At 25.7% G+C, this 22529-nt stretch carries 15 protein-coding genes and 1 riboswitch; of the genes, 2 read left to right on the top strand and 13 right to left on the bottom strand.

Annotation, left to right across the window (positions count from 1 at the left end; all coding sequences use genetic code 11):
• Positions 1-213: 213 nt before the first annotated feature.
• Both AZI32_RS02905 and AZI32_RS02910 read right to left on the bottom strand, forming a co-directional pair.
• Positions 214-1041 carry a RelA/SpoT domain-containing protein gene (locus AZI32_RS02905; protein ID WP_061994489.1) on the bottom strand — a complete coding sequence of 276 codons (828 nt, stop codon included), beginning with the start codon at positions 1039-1041 and terminating at the stop codon, positions 214-216.
• A 125-nt stretch (positions 1042-1166) separates the two neighbouring features.
• Positions 1167-1841, bottom strand: coding sequence for a hypothetical protein (locus AZI32_RS02910; RefSeq protein WP_061994407.1), 675 nt, complete (start codon positions 1839-1841; stop codon positions 1167-1169).
• 701 nt (positions 1842-2542) lie between these two features.
• Here AZI32_RS02910 and AZI32_RS02915 point away from each other — a divergent pair.
• Positions 2543-3946, top strand: a complete 1404-nt coding sequence (locus AZI32_RS02915; protein WP_061994408.1) for an alanine/glycine:cation symporter family protein — start codon at positions 2543-2545, stop codon at positions 3944-3946.
• Positions 3947-4506: 560 nt separating this feature from the next.
• Positions 4507-5910 (top strand): alanine/glycine:cation symporter family protein, encoded by a 1404-nt coding sequence (locus AZI32_RS02920; protein WP_061994409.1) that lies wholly within the window; start codon positions 4507-4509, stop codon positions 5908-5910.
• A 173-nt stretch (positions 5911-6083) separates the two neighbouring features.
• Here AZI32_RS02920 and AZI32_RS02925 read toward each other — a convergent pair whose 3' ends face one another.
• The 11 genes from AZI32_RS02925 to AZI32_RS02975 form a co-directional block, all read right to left on the bottom strand.
• Positions 6084-7559, bottom strand: a complete 1476-nt coding sequence (locus AZI32_RS02925) for a hypothetical protein (RefSeq protein WP_061994410.1) — start codon at positions 7557-7559, stop codon at positions 6084-6086.
• A gap of 356 nt (positions 7560-7915) precedes the next feature.
• Positions 7916-8746, bottom strand: coding sequence for an energy-coupling factor transporter transmembrane component T (locus AZI32_RS02930; RefSeq protein ID WP_061994411.1), 831 nt, complete (start codon positions 8744-8746; stop codon positions 7916-7918).
• Positions 8746-10449 (bottom strand): ABC transporter ATP-binding protein, encoded by a 1704-nt coding sequence (locus AZI32_RS02935; protein WP_061994412.1) that lies wholly within the window; start codon positions 10447-10449, stop codon positions 8746-8748. The genes AZI32_RS02930 and AZI32_RS02935 overlap by 1 nt, the downstream gene beginning before the upstream one ends.
• 403 nt (positions 10450-10852) lie before the next feature.
• Complete coding sequence (locus AZI32_RS02940; protein WP_061994413.1) at positions 10853-11410, bottom strand: ECF-type riboflavin transporter substrate-binding protein; 558 nt, start codon at positions 11408-11410, stop codon at positions 10853-10855.
• Between the two features lie 214 nt (positions 11411-11624).
• A complete protein-coding gene (thiT, locus tag AZI32_RS02945; protein WP_061994414.1) occupies positions 11625-12218 on the bottom strand; it encodes an energy-coupled thiamine transporter ThiT in 594 nt (197 codons plus the stop codon).
• A 98-nt stretch (positions 12219-12316) separates the two neighbouring features.
• Entirely contained in the window at positions 12317-12976 is a 660-nt protein-coding gene (tenA, locus tag AZI32_RS02950; protein WP_061994415.1) for a thiaminase II, read from the bottom strand.
• A 120-nt stretch (positions 12977-13096) separates the two neighbouring features.
• A riboswitch (TPP riboswitch) is annotated at positions 13097-13198 on the bottom strand.
• Between the two features lie 446 nt (positions 13199-13644).
• Complete coding sequence (gene trmB / locus AZI32_RS02955) at positions 13645-14298, bottom strand: tRNA (guanosine(46)-N7)-methyltransferase TrmB (RefSeq protein WP_061994416.1); 654 nt, start codon at positions 14296-14298, stop codon at positions 13645-13647.
• Positions 14299-14548: 250 nt separating this feature from the next.
• Entirely contained in the window at positions 14549-16054 is a 1506-nt protein-coding gene (locus AZI32_RS02960) for a DUF1846 domain-containing protein (RefSeq protein ID WP_061994417.1), read from the bottom strand.
• A gap of 335 nt (positions 16055-16389) precedes the next feature.
• The gene (locus AZI32_RS02965; protein WP_061994418.1) at positions 16390-18753 is read right to left on the bottom strand and encodes an ATP-binding protein; all 2364 of its coding nucleotides are present in this window, start codon (positions 18751-18753) and stop codon (positions 16390-16392) included.
• A gap of 230 nt (positions 18754-18983) precedes the next feature.
• Complete coding sequence (locus AZI32_RS02970; protein ID WP_061994419.1) at positions 18984-19751, bottom strand: APH(3') family aminoglycoside O-phosphotransferase; 768 nt, start codon at positions 19749-19751, stop codon at positions 18984-18986.
• Positions 19752-20015: 264 nt separating this feature from the next.
• Positions 20016-22358, bottom strand: coding sequence for an HAD-IC family P-type ATPase (locus AZI32_RS02975; protein ID WP_061994420.1), 2343 nt, complete (start codon positions 22356-22358; stop codon positions 20016-20018).
• Between the last annotated feature and the right edge of the window lie 171 nt (positions 22359-22529).

Below are 22529 nucleotides of genomic sequence, written 5' to 3' on the forward strand. Positions count from 1 at the left end.
CCTCCACAAATTGACTTAGTAGTCGCACTGAATCATCTACTGGTATTATGCAATCAATATTTATTGGAAGTTTTAGTTGATAAAACTTCTGATTAACGGTATAATCTTTTTGTAAAATATTATTTTGTTGCATAAATATATTTTACTATAAATCTCAAGCTTATAGAGTTTGAGATTTATTTTTTTGCAAAAATAAAGCTGTGCACTAATTATTTAGTGCGACAGCCCCTTTTTTTCAAAAGAACAAATCTTTTCTTTCAATAGCTTAATTTCTTCTTCTTTTTCTTTTAAAACTTTATTATATTCACACTTTACGCTACCTAAATTATCATTTAATAAATTAATAAATGAAGCCATTTCATCAGCACTTCCAGCAATACGATTAAATAATAATAAATTTGCTTCTAATACCTTAGGTATTTCTTTATGTGAATACCTAAGCTGGTGATCTATTTCCCCATATCCTTCTTCAAATATAGTTCTTACTTGAATTTCTGCTATAACCTTTTGACTAGTTGGATAAAATTCTATCAAATAGTGCACTGATCTGTATCCTGATTTTCTTGAATGAATTTGTATTCCCAATTCTTCAAATCTACTTGTATCATCGCCCTCTCTAACATTAGCTGTCATTTCTGTAACTTTCCATGTATTAAGTATAAATTCATGTATACTTTCCCACTCTTGCTTAAATATATGTATAGCCCTAATTCCTATTAAATCATTTATTTCATCTTTATAATTTTCTATAGTGAATTTAAACCCTTCACCATACTTTTCTTTTCTATCTCTTGTTTTTCTAATAATTTTTTCTATTAATCTTTCTGTATTTTTAACTCTAGCCTTAACAGTATGAACATTACATGCACTTTTTACTATATTAGAAATAAATTCTGCTTGTGTTTCATAATTTTCTCTAGATTTCATAAAATCGTTATATATTTCATTTAAATCGTTCCAATCAATATTGTTATTTTCAATTTCCTCTACTGCAAAAGGGTACTTTTCAAAAAAAACTTTTTTATCAATGTTATTTTTCATAGACATAACACTCTCCTATATTCAATAATCCCAAAGAAGCTTCTACATTTATTATATATCAAATTTAAAATAATTAATTAATCTATTTTAATATCTAATAAAAAGTAGTCCTAAAATAGAACCAATTAAAATTCTACTTTAGGACCATTTGTACTCTTTCTATATACATTATAATTGCACATATAAATGTATTCCCTTATCATAATTTTATTTTCTATATTTAATATTATAGATTTTTCCTTTAAATTGTCATCCATACAATTTTCACAAAAATTATATACTTTTCTATTGGGAAATATTATATATTTAATTATATTTAAATCTAACTTTACGTAATTTCTAATAAAATATTTTTCATTTTTTAAACTCATAATTTTTTCATTGTCTAAATATATTCTAATTCCGGGATAGTACTTTAAATATTTAATATCTAAATCCTTTTCATCTTGTAAGTTAAGTATACTAACTTCTGATTTTGTTGAAAATTGATTATAGAAATTGAAATAATCTTTATCTTCCTTAAATTTATATAATATACTATTATTTAAAATTTTAATTTCATTTTTTAAAAGATGAATATAATCTTTTATTGTTAACGATCGGCATAAAAAACTATACTCTGTATTATCTTCACAATTAAATTTATAATGCATCTCATTTTTTATATCCTTAGAATTTTTTTTACTTTTTTCTTCTCCAAACTCCTTCATTAATTTATAGAATTTATTCATATTTTCAATATTTTCAAATATATAGTTATTCTTTTCAAAAAACTCTTCATTATTATTTAAAGATTCCAAATTTTACTCCCCCCAAATTACAATAAATTATCTCCACTCATTAATTTGATTTAAACACGTAAAATACCTTTATTTTTCTTTTAAATTTCTGTTAATTTATGTGTATATACATTTATGTTTACATTTTTCTATTTGTTAAAATTTAAATATAAATTATTTTAGTTATTTTATTGAAAATTGATTTTTTTCTGACTTTTTTGTATACTTATATACATATAATTACTTTTTGTTATTATTTTTATATTTTTTATATTTATTTCTATTTACTTTTTTATAAATTACAAAATCTATCTCTAAGTTTATATATTTAAGATTTTGATTTTCAAAAGAGTTATAAGGTTAAAATTATTTAATAGCTTTAAATTATTTTTATACAAAATGTAGTGTTGAATTTGAAGTTTTTCGAATCATGTCTCACTATTTTGGGTATCCAAGTCTTGGAACTAATAATTTTAAAATTTAATTTTAATTTTAATTAAGAATTATATTGATTATTACTCAATATGTTCGTAATACTAAAGTTACTTTTAACTCTTAATTCTTAAATTTAACTAATTATAACTGTACTCATTTTTTATCAATTAATACTAAAAATTTTATATTTAATTTAAAATCAGAGATTATAACCCTAAATAACAATCATATAAATTTTTTAATTATTATTCAATAGAGATTAATTTTAAACTTAAGGGGGAATTTAAGTGGAATCTTTTAATAACTTTATTGCAACAGCTAATAACTATCTTTGGGGATATGTACTAATAGCCCTTTTGTTAGTTCTTGGCATATATTTTTCTATAGGTACTAAGTTTGTTCAGTTTAGATATATAAAAGAAATGTTTATACTTCTTTTAAATGGAAGTAATAAGGATAAAAAGAAAGAAGGTAGTGTATCTTCCTTTCAATCCTTTTGTATAAGTACTGCTTCTAAAGTAGGTACTGGTAACATTGCAGGAGTTGCTATTGCTGTAGCTTTAGGTGGTCCAGGAGCAGTCTTTTGGATGTGGCTTATAGCATTAATTGGTGGTGCTTCTAGTTTTGTAGAATGTACATTAGCACAAATTTATAAAGTTAAGGATGGAAATACTTACAGAGGTGGTCCTGCCTATTATATGGAAAAAGGACTTAATAAAAGATGGATGGGAGTATTATTTTCAATACTTATTACTATTTCTTTCGGACTAATATTTAATTCTGTACAAGCTAATACAATTTCAGTGGCCTTTAATAGTGGATTTGGAATAAGTAAAACTGTTATAGGTATTATTCTTGTTGTTGTCACATCATTAGTAATATTTGGTGGGGTTACAAGAATTGCTAGAGTTTCTGAAATAATTGTACCTATTTTTGCCATAGCTTATATAGTTGTATCTCTTTTAGTCCTTATATTAAATATTACTCAGCTTCCAAATATCTTAAAAATAATTTTTCAAAATGCTTTTGGCTTAAAAGCAATTACATCTGGTGGATTAGGAGCTACTATAATGCAAGGTGTCAAAAGAGGTTTATTCTCTAATGAAGCAGGAATGGGTAGTTCTCCAAATGCTGCCGCTGCTGCTGAAGCATATCATCCAGTAGAGCAAGGTCTTGTTCAAACTCTAGGTGTTTTTGTTGATACTATAATAATTTGTAGTGCAACAGCATTTATAATTTTATCTTCTGGAACTTATGCTGATTCAAACCTTACCGGTATAGAATTAACACAACATGCACTTACTTCACAAATAGGTTCTTTTGGTAACTATTTTATAGCTATTTGTATTTTATTATTTGCTTTTAGTTCCATAATAGGTAATTACTATTACGGAGAATCTAATATAGAATTCATTAAAACTAATAAAATCGTCTTAACCATATATAGAATTTGTGTTGTTGGAATGGTTATGTTTGGTTCTTTAGTTAAAGTAGAATTTGTTTGGAATATAGCTGATTTTTTTATGGGTTTAATGGCAATAATAAATTTAATAGCTATATCATTTTTAGGTAAATATGCATTCTTAGCATTAAAAGATTATACAGCTCAGAAAAAAGCAGGTATTAAGAACCCTAAATTTAAAGCATCATCTATACCTGGATTAAAAAATGCCGATGAATGGGAAGATTAATTAATTATTTCTACTATAAAATATTATATAAATTAATCTCTAATGGATTTTCATAATATAAAAATGTCTTAAAATTTATTTTTATTATTTTAAGACATTTCCTTTTTTGTATATTTTTATTTTTAAATAAATTTCCAATTTATTGTTTTACCACTTTAAATCATATTAATGCATATAAAATTATAACCGTTCATATTTTTTTAACATTTCAATTGTAATTTTTATTCATAAACTCCATAAAATCCTCTTCTTTCTTTATTTAACGCACTATAGATACCATTTTAAAAACCTCTCTTTATTTTTTAATTTTTTGTTAACTGTTTATAAAAACTACTTATTTTTGAATTTTTCTTTAATTTAACTATCATTTTACTGTTAATTTGTTCTATTCTTATTTTGTTGAAAATTGACTTTTTTTAGTGTATTTCGTATTATTATTATATATTGAAAATTCATTACTTTATTTGGGTTATTTATTTAATATATAAAAAAACATAAATACGTTCATACTAAAATAATTCATAGAGATTAATTTTTATTTTTTACTGAGGAGGAATTTCATGGACTTTTTAAACAATTTAATTTCAACGACCAATACCTATCTTTGGGGATACATACTAATCGCACTTTTAATATTATCAGGCTTATACTTCTCTATAAAAACAAACTTTGTTCAATTTAGGTACATAAAAGAAATGTATAGACTTCTTGTTAGCAAGGATAGTAAAGCTGGCGGTAAAGATGGTAAAGTTTCTTCTTTCCAATCGTTTTGTATAAGTACAGCTTCTAAAGTTGGAACTGGAAACATAGCAGGAGTTGCTATCGCTGTTTCTTTAGGTGGCCCTGGTGCTGTATTTTGGATGTGGGTTATAGCTCTTATAGGAAGTGCTTCTGGTTTTGTAGAATGTACTTTAGCTCAAATCTATAAGGTTAAAGACGGTAAAGCATTCAGAGGTGGTCCTGCTTACTACATGGAAAAAGGACTTAACAAAAGATGGATGGGAATAATTTTCTCAATATTAATTACAATATCTTTTGGATTAATATTTAACTCAGTTCAAGCTAATACTATTACTGTTGCTTTCGATAGTGCTTTTGGAATAAGCAGAAACGTTTCTGGAATCATTATAGTTATTCTTACATCATTAGTAATTTTTGGTGGAGTTACAAGAATAGCTAGAGTTTCAGAAGTAATAGTTCCTATTTTTGCTATAGCTTATATAGCAGTTGCAATATTAGTACTTGTTTTAAATATTACTCAAGTGCCAGCAATATTAAAACTTATACTTGAAAATGCATTTGGGTTTAAATCACTAACTGCTGGTGGACTTGGTGCAACTATAATGCAAGGTATTAAAAGAGGATTATTCTCTAACGAAGCTGGTATGGGAAGTTCTCCAAATGCTGCTGCTGCTGCTGAAGCATCTCACCCAGTTGAACAAGGATTTGTTCAAACATTAGGAGTTTTTGTTGCTACTTTAATAATTTGTAGTGCTACAGCATTTATAATATTAGCATCTGGAACATATTCTGACACAAACCTTACTGGTATAGAATTAACACAACAAGCTTTAAGTTCTCAAATAGGACCATTTGGTAGTGTCTTTGTTACTGTATGTATTTTCTTATTTGCCTTTAGTTCTATAATCGGTAACTACTACTATGGACAATCTAACATAGAATTTATAAAAGCTAACAAAGTATTCTTAAATGTTTATAGAGCGTTAGTAGTTGCAATGGTTCTATTTGGATCATTAGTAAAAGTAGATTTTGTTTGGAACTTAGCTGATTTGTTCATGGGAATTATGGCTATTGTAAACTTAATAGCTATACTATTCTTAGGTAAATACGCTTTCTTAGCCTTAAAAGACTATGTTGCTCAGAAAAAAGCTGGTATTGAAACTCCAGTATTTAAAGCGTCATCTATACCTGGATTAAAAAATGCTGATGAATGGGAAAAGTAATTAAATTTTTCAATCATCTCACTAAATAATAGTAAAATTTAATTTTTAATTATTTATATTAATGTAGAACTTATAACTTTTTATCAATTAATCTCTAATGAATTATATAAACAAAAAGGTGCTTTAAAATAGTTTAAAGTACCTTTTTAAATTTAGCTATACAACTTTTAAACTTATTTCTCCTTTAACCCTTCACTTAATACATATTGAAAATCCCGTAACTCTTCTATTGATGGATAAGTTAATTTTAAATACATTGCCTTGTTTATAGTTTTTAGTGCATCTTCATATTGTGATACTAAATATTTAGCCTTTGCTACATTATATAAATATTCTATAGAATTATTTTTGGTTTTTATTAATTCATCGTAGTACTTTAAAACCTTTGTATAATAATATTTATTATACTTATTTATTTCAATAAGATTTCCTTTTATCCATTTATACATGCTTATTTCATAACCTGTTTTTTTCTTTTTATACCATAATACTATTTCATTCAATTTTTCTTTTTTAGTTTCCAAATTTACAACATCTATTTTATTAAAACATAGTATAGTATCCGGAATTAAACTACTTATTTTTTTATCTTTATATTCTAACAAATCCAGTCTACAAGTAAAGTTTCGTATTTTCCATCCTACTATTATATTTTTATTTTTTCTAGAACACACTTCTTTTATATTTAAATAACCTATATCATCCCCTTTTCCTTCATAATCATCTACAACCTCTAATCCATCTTGAGTAGACTTACATACTCCTATATGACCATATCCTTTATAATTATAAGCATATATAATTTCATCTTCTTTGTCATTATCTAAATCTAATTTAATAATGTCATTTTTACCACCAAATTTATTTAAAGAAATAATTTCTGATCCTTCTGGTATAATATCTTCTATATTTAGATAGATTTTACTCTCCCTTAAACTATTATATGTTTTTCCTGTTTTCATAATGGATTGATATATAACTTTCATTTTCCCATATTCATCTATATCTAATAATGTTTCTATAATTCCTAGCATATGTTCATTCGACGGTTCAATCATAATTTGTTGTATTAATAATGAGTTATAATTTTTTCCTACTTGTTTTACTGGATAAATAGCATTTATGGCAGATATATATGGAGCGTTATTACCTAAGGCTTTTCCATTCCTGCTATATATAAGATTTAAATATTCATCATTACTGTCACTAATATTTAAAACAAACTTTTTTTTAGTTTCCTCACAGAAAATTTCAATATTATAATTATCTAAATACCTAGCTTGAAATTCATATTTTTCATAAAAACTATTGTAATTAAAAATTTCTGTTAATGTTCCATCTTCATACTTATATACATATGCAATTAGATGTGCTACTTCTCCTCCTAAAACACCTCTTATCATAATCTCTTGTTTATCACTTTCAGTAACATTAATTAAGTCCAAATCTAAATCACAGCCTTTTATATTTAAATGCATAGTTTCTTCACTCATTCTTTTTTGCTGTATAACAACATCTACTGATTCATAGTAATTACTATCTTCTTCAAAAGGACATCCCATTAAAAGAACTAAATCCCCTTCACTTTTTCCTGTAACATAACCATTTTTTACAGAAATTATATTTTTATTGTATCTGTATAGGCCCATTTCTTCCTCCCAAATTATTCCTTATACTAAACAATATATTTAATATATATATTTTAGATACCAAATTAAGTTAAATTTTTACATAATATAAAACCTTCACAACGTTTTTATGCTGTGAAGGTTTTATATTTACTATTTATATAGGGAAACAAGCATGTGCGTAAAGCTACTCCATTTTATTTCAATAAAATATCTTTCTTTTAATTTATTAAATAACCTTAAAATATTTTCATACAAGATGCAGTGTTAAACTTTTACCTTTTAACTATTAACTAAATGCAGTTGTACTTATTTTTATCAACTAATACCAAAGACTTGATGAATAAACTTAAATATATCTTTTAAAATTTGAAATTCTATATAAATGGATTATAAAATCTGCTATTATTTTTTAGTGTAAAGTATAAAGATAAAATAAATAACCCTGTTACTACAATTAAAGCTATATAATCATTTTTTCTAAAATCTCTTGCATTATACCATGTACGTTTTTTCATTTTTCCAAAAGCTCTTAACTCCATAGCTGCACTTATAGTATCTATTCTATCTAAACTTGAAAATATTAAAGGCATAAGTATAGATGCTGAGTTTTTTATTCTTTTGCTTAACTTTTCTTTTTTAGACATATCTATTCCTCTTGCTTGTTGTGCAAAAGAAATATCTTTATAATCCCTTTGAATATCTGGTATATACCTTAACGCTATTGCAACTGAATAAGCTATACGATAGTTGACACCTATTTTATTTAAAGAAGCTGCAAATTCACTTGGATCTGTAGCTAGTATAAATAAAAGTGCTACTGGTATTACGGAAAAATACTTTATTGTTATATTAAATTGATAAAATAATTGTTCTAATGTTAAAGAATAATTACCTAGCATATGAAATAATACATGTTTAGTTTTGTATATTTCTACACCTTGATAAGGTGAGAATATAAATATAGCTATATTATTAAGTAATAGAAAAAATAATATGAAGTATATTATAATAGCTACATTTTTAAACTTCAATTTAGACATTTTAAAAATAACTATACTTAAAATAAACATTATTACTAAAACTCTAGTATCATACGTTAACATAGATGCTAAGGCCCATAATATAAAAAATATAAGTTTTGTAGCTCCCGTCAAGTTATGTATTATTGAGTCTTTATTTATATAAGACAGCATCGTATCACTCATTATTTTCTTCCACCCCTATCTTCTTCAATAAATCTTTCAATAAACTTTTTAGGATTATCTATATGCGATTTTAATGCCAATTTTTGCAAAGATGTTTCTTTAAGATTAGCTACCTTTATTATTCTATCATCAGTTAAAATATTCATTGATAAATCATCAGCAATCTTCTCTCCCTGTGATAAAACTATAGCTTTGTTGCTATACTCCAACATTAGATGCATATCATGAGTAATCATTATAATAGTTACTCCCTTTTTATTTAATTCTAATAAAAACTCCATAATTTCATTATAATGCTTAAAATCTTGTCCAGCAGTTGGCTCATCTAATATTATTATTTCTGGATTTAAAACTAAAATTGATGCTATTGTGACACGTTTCTTCTGTCCAAAACTTAATGCAGATATTGGCCAATTTCTGTACTCATATAATCCACAAATTTTTAAAGTTTTATATACTCTCTCTTCTATTTCTTCTTTATCTATTCCTCTGACCTTAAGTCCTAATGCAACCTCATCAAATATCATAGTTTTAGATATCATTTGATTGGGATTTTGCATTACCATACCTATTTTTTCTGCTCTTTCTTTTATTGTTCTCTTTTCTATATCCTCACCATCAAAAAATATTTTTCCACCAGTTGGCTTGTAAAATCCACATATAAGTTTAGAAATAGTTGACTTACCTGCTCCATTTTTTCCTACTATACTAACCATATCTCCTTTTAATATATTAAATGATACATCTTTTAATATTTGTTTTTCTTCATTATATTGAAATGAAACATTCTGAAGTTCTAGTATAGATTTATTTTTTTCTCTTTTCTTTTCATCTACTGAATTAAGGTACCAACTATTTAATTTTTCTTTACACTCATTTATATCTATTATTTCTACATTTTTAGCATTCATTTCCTCGGTAATATGACATCCTGCATATTTAAGAGCAGTTATATATAAAGGTTCTCTTATTCCATTTTTAATTAAAATGTTTGAAGCTAAGAGTTTATTTGGTGTGGTATCTTCTATTATTACACCATCATTCATAACTATTATTCTATCAATATCACAATGTAGTACATCTTCTAATCTATGTTCTATTATTAAAACTGTTTTATTAGTTTCCTTCTGTATTTTATCTATAAGTTCAATAGATGTTTTTCCTGATGCTGGATCTAAACTCGCTAAAGGCTCATCAAAGAGTAATATATCTACATCATCAACAATAGCCCCTGCTAATGTTACTCTTTGCTTTTGCCCACCAGATAAATTATGAGGTGATGAATATAAATGACTATTTATATCAACTAATTTAGCTACATATTCAACTTTATCTTTCATATCCTTTTGCATGACACAACAATTTTCTAATTTAAAGGCTATATCTTCTCCAACTGTTAGTCCAATAAATTGACTATCTGGATCTTGTAGTACTGTTCCAACCATTGTAGATATTTCAAAAATACTTAATTCATTGGCTTCTTTCCCTTTAATTTTTAAACTTCCTGTAGTTTCTGCTTTATATGAAAAAGGAATTAACCCATTTATACAATTTGAAAGTGTGCTTTTACCACATCCTGAAGGTCCTACTATAAGAACTTTTTCTCCTTCATATATAGTCAAATTTATATTTTTTAATGTAGGTCTAGCTTGAACTATATATTGAACTGAAAAATCCTTAAATTCTAAAATCGGTTTTTTCATATGCTGTCCTCCTTTTTAAATCTATACAATAACTATTCATTATTTATATATACCTGTATTATATAGGGAAACAAGTTCGCATTTAAATTTATTCAATAACTTTAAAATATTTTTATGCAAAATGTAGTGTTGAATTTTAAGAATTTCCGAGCATGTCTCACTATTTTGGGTATCCAAGTTTTGGAATCAGTAAATTTAAGAGTCAATTTGGAACCCTATAGAACTTCACAATTATATTTTTATTGCTTAACTAAAACAACAAATCCACTAAATGATATTTACACTGTTAAATAAAACCTTAACTTAAAAAAACTTTGTACCACAGTTTCATCATAAACTTTCTATTTTTACAACATATTGATTTTTTCAATTAAAATACCGGAGTTGTTTCTCCGGTATACTTTTAGTATTCTTTATCTAAACTGCCCTTTTGGGTTCTAGTTTTAGCATAATTTATTATAAGGATAGTACCTAATATTCCAACTGTAATAGTATTAGATGTTCCCCCTATAATTCCTTGTAAAAACACCTTATTAGAAGGCTCTGCATATATTAAAATATCTAAGCTTGGTGCAACTAATCCCCACGCTACAATATTTGATATAATTTGTACAATATTAAAAACAATAATCTGTTTTTTCCCAAAAATCCCTTCATTAATTTTAATTTTTTTACAACCTACTCCTATAATAAACCCCATAATAGCAGATGCTATAACCCAGCTTATCCAAGGTGAACCATAAAAAATTATATCTTTTAATCCATGGCCTATAAGACCGATTAAAAATCCTGCTAAAGGACCATACAGTAACGCCATCAACGCTAAAAATGCATACGCAGTTTCTATGTTTGTATTCGGTATACCTGTTGGTATTGACCCAAAACGACCTAATATCATAAATACGGCTGATCCAATTCCAACAGCTACAATTGTTTTAATTGGTAATGTATTACGTTTCATCTTTATCTCTCCAAACATTTAATACAATTAAAATTTCATAGCATTTTAAATTATAATTTCATAATTATACACCGTTAAATATAAAATTAAACAAGCTAAAAGTCAAGTGACATATTAAAATTAAGCATTAAAAAACTACCCTAAAAAATTTTATTTTAAGATAGTTTTCAATTTATTCATGAAAAATAGATTAAAATTTAAACATAAACTAAATTTATACTGGTTTAGCTATTTTACTAAATCTTTTTATTGGTAAAACTGCCATTAAACCAACTGTTAACAATCCCTCTACCCCTGAACTACTTATATTATAGACAAATGAATATAACCAAACGTTCATTCCTTCAGGTGCATATTGCCCAAAGAAGACTGCTCCTGATACTATATTTACAAATACACTTAGCGATACTGCCAGTAAACAGCCTCCAATTAAATTTAACTTTTTACTACTTCCAAAAGTGCCAGCAAGCCCTAGCGCCATTGTTGAAAGTACATAATCTAATAAAAACTGTGCTGGATGTACTACCGTTGCTCCATTTAACAGCTTTAAAAGCCCAAAAATCATACCACCTGTAAGCCCTACTCTTCTTCCATATAATATAGATAAAAGCATTACAGGTAACATAGAAAATAAACTAATTCCCCCACCTTGAGGATATTTTATAAATTGTATTAAATAAAGTACAAATGATATTGCACTAAACATAGCTGTGATAACCATAGTTCTTATATTGAATTTTTCTTTTCTTAAGTCTATAAAATACATAATCATTAAAATTACACTAAGTATTGTAACTAATATAACCATTAATATACTCCTTTTGATTTTAATATAAATATCAATCACTAATTAAATTTGAAAAGAAGAAAATTTTTTACTTATATACCAGCATAACATAACCAAATCTACATATCTTGATTTGCCATGTTCCAAAACTCCATTTCATAAAGGCTACATTTTACAAATATATCCTTTAGCCTTTCTTTTTCCTTTTCATTTAAATCATTACAAATTTTATTTACATATTCTAACCATATATTTGTAAAATCATTAAAATCTTTAGAAGAATATTCTTCAATCCAAGGCCTATAAAAGTTTTCTTCTAAATTATCTTTATAATTTTCTAACAAATACTTGCCTATATAATTATAACTCCAAGTGCATGGTAATGTTGCAATAGCTATTTCTTTTATATTCCCTGTTAATGCTATAGACTTCATATAACTTGTATAATTTATTGTAGCAATGTTATACTCCATTTTTTCAACATCCTCTATCTTATAACCATGATCTGTTAAATACTTTATATGAACTGCTGTTTCATCTTCCATAGTTCCCTTAGTTGAACTATAAAAAAACTTCATCTCTTCCATAGTATCCGCCTTTACAACCCCTACACAAAATACTTTCGCATATTCCTTAAGGTATAAATAATCTTGTATAAGATATTTCATAAATTTATTTTTATCCAATGTTCCATTAGCTAAATTACATATAAAAGGATGTTTTTTGTAGCCTTCCCATATCTCCTTTGAACTTGAATATAAATAATCTGTAAATTTCATAAAACTCCCCCTAATCTTAAAATTAAAAATTTTCCAAACACAACAAAAGCTATACCCAACTTGGATATAGCTTTTTATACTTAAATATAAAACTATAAAATTTGCACAAAACTAAAACTTCTCGTTTTAATAACGCTTTCCTACGCTGGTATTATCCAATTTCAGGTTCAAGGGTTAGTATATCAATACCTCTCAGCTTTAATAGCACCCCTAGCTAATTATATTATTCTCTTTTCAATATTTATTATAAAACAAATATATTAAAATATCTACATTTATACTAAATATTCTTAATTAATATTAATTCCTTTTTATCTATTATAGTGTTCCAAATTAAATTTTAAACTTATTTGTTTATCAAATGAGAAAACTCAAATTAATATTTTATCAATAACTAACAGATTATTTTAGTTAAAAGTTAAGAGTGAATAGTGAACAGTTGTGGTTATTACTACTCACTTCGTTCCTAGTAATTCTCAACGTATCTTTTTATAAATTTTCAAAGCAAATTATATTGATAGATTTTTTAAAATCATTTTCAGAAAGTGGTTGCCACTTTCATCCTAAATTCTTAATTCATAATTCATAATTCTTAACTAACTATATTTTTACTTATTTTTCTCAACTGATAACAAAAATTTATCACCGTACATTTATTATAAATTTTATTATAATGTTGCTATTAAAAACTTTGTTTTTATTCCTTGTGCTGTAAACATTTCTTCATGTTCTGTTACAACATTACCTTCAAAATCACTTTTATGTAGATCATAAGTTATGTACTTTATATTAAACTTGCACTCTTTAAAATACTCTAATGACTCTTCAAAAAGTTCATCATCATCAGTTTTAAACCATATTTCTCCGTTCTTTTTTAAAAAGGTTTTATATTTATTTAATTGTCTTGTATGTGTTAATCTTCTTTTTTTATGTTTTTCTTTTGGCCACGGATTACAAAAATTTATATATATTTTTTCAATCTCATCTTCTTCATTTAGCATCTCTTCAATAAGACCAATTTCCTGTGCCATAAGTTTTACATTATCAACTTTTCTTCCTTTTTCATCAACTGCATTTTCTATATTTCTTTTTGCTAAAACTAAAACTTCATCTTTTATATCTATAGCTATATAGTTAATATTTTTATTTTCTGCAGCATGTACAGCTATAAATGTACCTTTTCCGCAACCTAACTCTAAATATAAAGGTTGAACTTTTTTAAAACTTTCTTTCCATTTCCCTTTATGTTCACTAGGTTTAGTAACAAAGAAATCACAACTCTCTAATTCTGGTCTAGCCCACGGCTTTCTTCTCATTCTCATATTAAATCACTCCATATCTTACAATATATCTTCATATTTTTCATGTAAATCACTAGCCTTTATTATACATAAAGCCTTTAATTGTATCAATCATAGTTAAAACTTAACATATAATTTTAAACTATAAACTCTTAATATATAACTTTAGTTTAACTTTTATATCCCTATGTTGTCTTTAAACATAGTAAAAGGGCAATCCCTTTTATTATATTATTGTATTTTGAGATTGCCCTATAAAAATATATTCTATTTAATTGTAATAAAGATTTTCTGATGGATATTCTGGGTCACAAGTTATATCTATTCCAATTTTTCTAAATGTCTGCTCATCATTTTTGTTTAATATTGTAGTTGAATGTGCTTGACATCCTTTAAGCATTGGTAATTTTGCCATAGCAACTTGTGCCATAGGGTTTGTAGCTGCACAAATGCTAAGTGCTATTAATATTTCTTCACATGTTAATGCTGTGTTTTTACTACCTAATGTTTTAGACTTTAAGTTTATTATTGGTTCCAATATAACTGGTGATATTAAATGTATTTCATCTGATATATTAGCAAAATGTTTAATAGCATTTAATACTACTGCTGCTGTTGCATCCATAACATTTGAACTTTTACCTGTTAATATAGTTCCATCTTCAAGTTCTAAGGCTACTGCTGGACATATTTCATTTTTTGCACAGTTTTCTTTAAGTTTTGCTGAATGCTCTCTCGCTGGCATTACAACTTTTCTATCTTGCTCTTTTAAATTAAGTTCTTCCATTATAAGTTTTACTCTTTGGAACGTATCTTTATCTGCATAACCTTTTTTATAATCACATGCTGTTTTAAAGTATCTTCTAATAATTTCTTGCTGTGATGCATCTTTTACTACCTCATCATCAATTATTCCATATCCAACTCTATTAACGCCCATATCTGTTGGAGATTTATAGACAGCCTCTTCTCCAGTTATTTTTTCTATAATTCTTTTTAAAACTGGGAAACTTTCTATATCACGGTTATAGTTTACTGCTACTTTCCCATAAGCATCAAAATGGAATGAATCTATCATATTTACATCTTTTAAGTCTGCTGTAGCAGCCTCATAAGCTATATTAAGAGGGTGTTTTAGAGGTACATTCCAAACTGGGAATGTTTCAAACTTCGAATATCCTGCTACATTACCTCTTCTATACTCATGGTATAACTGGCTAAGACATGTTGCAAGCTTTCCACTTCCTGGTCCTGGTGCTGTAACAACTACTATTGGTTTACTTGTCTCTATGTACGGGTTTTGTCCATATCCTTCATCACTAACTATAGTATCTACATCTGTTGGATATCCTTTTGTAGATTTATGTTTATATACTTTTATTCCTCTACGTTCTAACTTATTTATAAATACTTTAGTTGCTGGTTGACCTTCATATCTAGTTATTACAACACTATTCACGTCTAGTTCATAAGATCTCAAATCATCTATTAGTCTTAAAACATCCATATCATATGTAATGCCAAAGTCACCTCTTATTTTGTTTCTTTCAATGTCCCCTGCATATACACAAATAACAACTTCAACTTTTTCTTTTAATTTATGTAATAATTTTATTTTTGCATTCTCATCAAAACCTGGCAAAACCCTTTTTGCATGTAAATCAAATAATAATTTTCCACCAAACTCAAGATATAGTTTGTCATAATTATTAACTCTTTCTAAAATATATTTTGATTGTTCTTCAAGATATTTCTTATGATCGAATCCTATTTTCATTTTTTCACCCTCACTTATTAAGACTTAATTTTTTTATTAATTTATGACCTTTATTTAAATTTTTAATTAATAATAGTGAGTATTTTATTTATAAATTACTCACTATATCAACTATTAATATTTAACTTTATTTATTTATAGTATCTGTCTTTTATTCTAAGTTTATGTTGTTTATTTAATTTATCATTACAAAGTTAGATGATACCACAAATTTTATAATATTGTATAGATAAAATTTTTAAAATACAGTGATTATATTAAAATATCTCTACTCTATATTGATTTTTTTCAATATACTATTGTTATACAAAATAATCCAAAGTAAATTTTGGTTTTTAATATAAATCATAAAATTCTACTGATACTTTTTCATTTACCGATTTTATACTATTATTCATTAATAACATATTCATTTCATCTTTGCAATTGCACTTTACAATAGGAAGTTTAATAATAAATTCACTACCTTCTTCTAATTCCTCATTTAAATAAACTTTGCCATCATGTAGAGCTATTAAAGATTTTACTAATGCTAATCCTATACCTGTCCCACTTTTTTCTTTGTTATAATTTTTATTACTTTGTGCAAATCTGTCAAATATATGCTCCCTAAATTCTTTTGGTATACCTATACCATCATCTTTAACTCGTATTATAACAAAATCATCCTCTTTGGAAATATACACCAATATATTTCCTTGTTCTTCTGTAAATTTTATGGCATTAGATAATAAATTTAAAATTACTTGTTCTAATTTATCTTTATCACTTTTTATCTCCAACTCTTCAAAGTCTGTATCAAATATAATGTTTATATTTTTTATATCAGCATAAGGAACTACTGACATTGTTACGTCCTCTATTAATTTAACTACATTATAATCTTTAAAATTCATTTTCATAAATCCACTTTCAATTTTAGTTATATCTAATAAATTATTTACAAGTTTAAGCATTCTATTACAATTTTCTCTTATAATACTCTCATATTTATCATAAGAACATAGAAAATCCTCTGTACTTAAATTTTTCTTATTATTTAAAAGTTGTACAGATGAATATATTATATTTATCGGCGTTCTAACTTCATGTGATAAATTAGAAAAAATTTCCGTCTTTATTCTATCATATTCTTTTATTTCATCATATTTTTCTTTTAAAATATCAACTTCATTTTTACAGCTAAGATCTCTAGAAACTATTATTTTTCCTATAGCCTGTCCTTCTTCGTTTAGCATATTACTTATTAAGGAATCTACTACAATCAATTTTTCTTGCTTAGTTAAGATTTTATGCTTAATCCAAATATGATTTTCATAATCTGAATCTAAAAATTTATTGTTACAAACTTTAAAATTAATTAGTTTGCTATAATGTTTATTATTAAGCTCATTCCTATCATAATCTAAAGTTTCTAAAACTGCATTATTAACATATGTTATTATTCCATTATTGTCTATTGTTATTATTAAGTCTTTAATATTTTCAGTTATTGTTGCTAATTTATTTTCGCTTATAACTAATCTTTTATGTGCTTCATATTCATCTGACATATCTACTAATGTACATACCATCCTATCAACATTATTATTAAGGTGAATCTTTTGTATGTCTAAGTTATGAACTTTTCCATCATTAAACAGCACTTTTTTATATAATCCATCCTTCTCGATTTTAAACTCTATTTCCTTTTTATCATTAAAAATAATATTTTTTTTCAACCTAAATTCAAGTTCTTTATTCTGTTCTTCTCTTGAACTAAACTTATTGCAGCTAGATTCTCTTATTTTTTTATTAGCATACACTATATTTTCATTTTCGTCATATACTACAATTTCGTTTCTTTGATTATATTCAGCCAGCTCATAAAATATCTTTAATTCTTTTTTTAATCTATCACTTTCTTTTTCTTTTATAATCATTTCAATGAATAATCCTAAAATAAGTGAATTAAAACCTAAAAAAGTTAATATATTGCAACTAATATATATATTTTCTATTTTAAATTTTATAAAATATAATAAATAAATTCTTTTTATTGTAAAAAAACCTAAACTTAAAATAATAATTGTATATATAAAATCTTTATTTTTTTCACTTTTTTTCGTAAGTAAAGTTAATATGAAAATATAGTAAATTATAAAAATGCAATTTATATTTAAATACAAATTTTGTTTAAACATATTATTATTAATTTTTGATAAATTTAATTCAAAATTATTTAGTAATATTGTTAATATTATTATTGTAATTATTGAAAAAATTTTATTGTTTTCCATTAATTTAATTAATTTATTCTGCTCTTTTTTAACTGTAAATGTAATTAATACTGTTCTTAAAATATATGCACCAATAATCAATGATAATCTTGCATTTAAATCATGGCTTTGATTATACAATTTAAAATTAATATATAATCTTTCCACTGTAAAACTTAAATAAAATAAAGATATTATAAAAAAATCACTTTTTTTATATGTATAATAATAAATCCAGCAACTAGCCATAGAAATAATAGCTAAAGTCCCATTTATTATTTTAAAATCATAGGCCGTAATATATTTATCTATTGGTAAATATTTAATATAAAATGCTCCTAAAAAACTTATAATAAGTAAAATTAATGCTATATACATAATTATTTTATTAATATCTAACCTGGATATTGTTTTCTTGTCTTCAGTTAACTCTAAATTCATAATAAACCTCATCTATAAAATTTTTACAATCTTATACCATAATAAACTAAGATGCCTAATTATTTTTTAATTTACCTCTTTAATATTATTATATTTCATGTGTTTTTTTTAGTCTACATTATTATGTATTTTTTTACAAATTAATTTAAATTTCGACCTTTATAAAAAAATACAACCTAGAGTTAAAAATTAACTTAGATTGTATTCTAGAATTGTACTACTGTATTCATCTAAAATAATTCATCTAATAAAATATAATAAGCAATTTTATTAGCATCATATTTATCCAAACCATATTCATCTAAAAATAATTTTACATAATGATCATCACCAAAATTAGTTCTTATACTTCTACATGCAATTCCTATATCTTGGTATCTATCGCCAATACCACCTCTTCCCCAATCTATAAAACCACTTATTTTTCCGTTATGTTGAATTATATTAGGTAGACAGTAATCTCCATGAACTAATACTAAATCTTCACATTCAGGCCTCATACTCTCTAATTTATTAGCAATCTCTATATAATTTTTATCCTTACTACAATTAAAATCCACAAGTTTTTGCTCTATATTTTTTCTTCCTTCTTTTAATTTAACATCTAAAGTTTGAAATATATTACAGTTTGTAATATCTATATCATGAATCATTCTTAATCCTTTAGCTAAATTTTTTATTATTAACTCTTTGTTACAACTTTTTCTTAGTAAATTCAGCGTATTTTCTCCCTTTATTTCTGACATTATTAAAATTTGATTATTACAATCACCTATATATAGTAATACTTCTGGAACATTTATCTTTCCTTTGAGCCAATCCAATAAATTCACTTCTTGCTTAAATACTTCATATTTACTTTTACATGTTTTCAAATAGGCATTTCTATTTTGCATATTAATTTTAAATACTTCAGCTTTAGAGCATCCAATACATACTTTTTCTATGTTATCCATATCTATCAAATCACAAATCTCCTTAGGTAAATTCAAATTCATAGACATTCTCCTTTTAAACAGATTATTTATAAAATAATAGTTCAAAAACTTGATTTATACTTTCTAAATAACTATTTTATATCCATAAAAATTTATTTTTATGGATATAAAAGAAAATAATAGAAGCAAATTACAACATATATTTTATGAAATTCAATACTGTCAGATTCTAGTAATAATTGTTTATTATTAGGTCCTGCCAACACAAGATTTCGTGAAATAGACAAGTAATTTGCTCTATTATTTAATAAATTTCCCTTTATTTTAACAAACCTGCGGCTTATTCATTATTTTTTTTACTATTTTAGGTATAAATATCATACCTAACGTTCCTATAATAGTTATTATAAGCATTCCATTAGCTTTTGTAGTAACAAATGGTGCTATATCAAAAAGATTTCTTACAAACGGTATAGTAAACGCCCCTATAAACAATAATACCATTCCAAACAATATCAATATTCTATATAGATTTAATGGCCTTGACACCTTAAATACAACAAATAAACTTAATGCAGTAAACACAACTAAAGATAATGATGAAGACTGTTTCATAGAAAGTCCACTATGAAAGCCCACAAGAAAAGCAATTGTAGTACTTATCCCTATCATCACCCCATTAGGTATTGATACTTGTAAAACTCTTTTTAAAAAATTCTTTTTAATTCTTTCTTTGTTAGGTGCTAACGCTAAGAAAAATGATGGTATTCCTATAGTTATACTCCCAATTAAAGTTAATTGAAATGGAGTAATAGGAAATGGTAATCTTAATAGAGAAAATGATATACACATAATTATAAAATATACTATTTTAGATAAGAAAAGTTCTGATACTTTTTCTAAATTATTTATAAGTTGACGTCCTTCTGTTACAACACTTGGTAATGAAGCAAAATCTGAATTCATAAGTACAAGTTGTGCCACAGCCTTTGTAGCATCTGCACCACTAGCCATAGCTATACCACAATCAGCTTCCTTTAATGCTAAAACATCATTAACTCCGTCCCCTGTCATAGCTACCGTATGATCATTAGATTTTAAAGCCTTAACTATTCTTCTCTTTTGATGAGGTGTCACTCTACCAAATACACATGTCGCTTCTACAACTTTAGCTAATTCTTCTTCACTTTCTGGAAGTAATCTAGAATCAATATATTTTTCTCCATTTTTAATTCCAACTTTCTTAGCTATAGCTGAAACAGTTATCGGATTATCTCCTGATATAATTTTTATTTTTACATTTTCTTTTTCAAAATAATCTATAGCTTCTTCAGCGTTATCTCTTATTATATCTTCAAGAAATACAAGCCCTACCCCCTGTACATTTCCATTTAAATTCTCATTTAAAATTTCTCCATTAAATTTTGCTAATAAAAGAATTCTTTTTCCAGCCTCTGCGGCACTTTTGACACATTTAGCTATATTTACATAACCTTCTTTTAAAATAACCTCTGGTGCACCTAATACCCATGCTCCTTCATCTTCAAATTCTACAGCTGTCCATTTTCTTTTAGATGAGAAAGGAATTTTACTTTTTACTTTCAAATTTGGATTTTCCTTAAATTTGTCAAGTATAGCCTTATTAGTCTGATTCCCACCTAAAAAACTATATGCTATTGCAGATGTATATTTTTCTACATCTTTTATATTATTTTCTTTTAATGCTATAATTTCACTTACTTTTAAATCACCTTTAGTAATTGTTCCTGTCTTATCTAAACATAACACGTCTACACGAGCTAAAACCTCTGTAGCTGGTAATTCCTGAACAAGAGTATGAAGTTTAGAAAGTCTTATAACTGCCACAACAAAAGTGGTGCTAGTTAATAAAATTAATCCTTCTGGAATCATTCCTATAATTCCTGTAACAGAACCAATTAATGCACTTTTCCAACTTTCATTTCCTGACATAAGTTGACTAGTGGTTAAAAGTACTCCTAATGGAAGTATCATCCACATTATTATTTTAAATATCTTTCCTGTAGATTTTTGAAGTTCAGAATTTATTAGTTTAAATTTTCTTGCTTCATTTGCAAGTTTTGCTGCATATGTTTCTTCTCCGACACAACGTGCTACTGCATAACACTGACCTGCTGTTACAACACTACCTGATAAAAGTTTACTCCCATTTTGCTTTAATATAGAATCTGATTCACCAGTAATCATAGATTCATCAACTTCCATTTCAACGTCTTGTATAACTTCACAGTCTACTAATATCTGATCTCCTGTCTTTAAAATCATTATGTCATCTATTACTATTTCATCTGCTGTAATATTTTTAGTTTTTCCATTTCTTATAACATATGCTCTTTTACTATTAATGACTGCTAACCTTTCTAATATTTTTTTTGCATGTATTTCTTGAAATGCACCTAATATTATATTTGCTATTACTATTACTATAAAAACAGCATCCTTAGGTGAACCTATTAAGATTAACAGCACTGCTAATGATATATTTAAAATATTATAGCTTGTTAATATATTAGCTCTTAAAATCTGAGCTAATGTTCGGGAAGGTGGTTTAGGAATATTATTAACCTTACCACGTTTAATTCTTTCTTCTACATCCTTGTCATTAAGTCCTTTTAGTTTTCCTTCCATAATATTTTAATCACCGCCTTTACTTTTGTTTTTATGATTTTAACCTTTGTATAAAGTTATAAGTTAACTTTTAAAACTATCCATTCAAAATCGTATTTAATAAGTATTGAACCATTGTCGAAAATACTTAAAATTCAATAAATAATTTCAAATAAAAATAGTTTTAGATTC

Source organism: Clostridium sp. ATCC 25772 (assembly GCF_001573875.1).
Lineage (GTDB): Bacteria > Bacillota > Clostridia > Clostridiales > Clostridiaceae > Clostridium_J > Clostridium_J senegalense.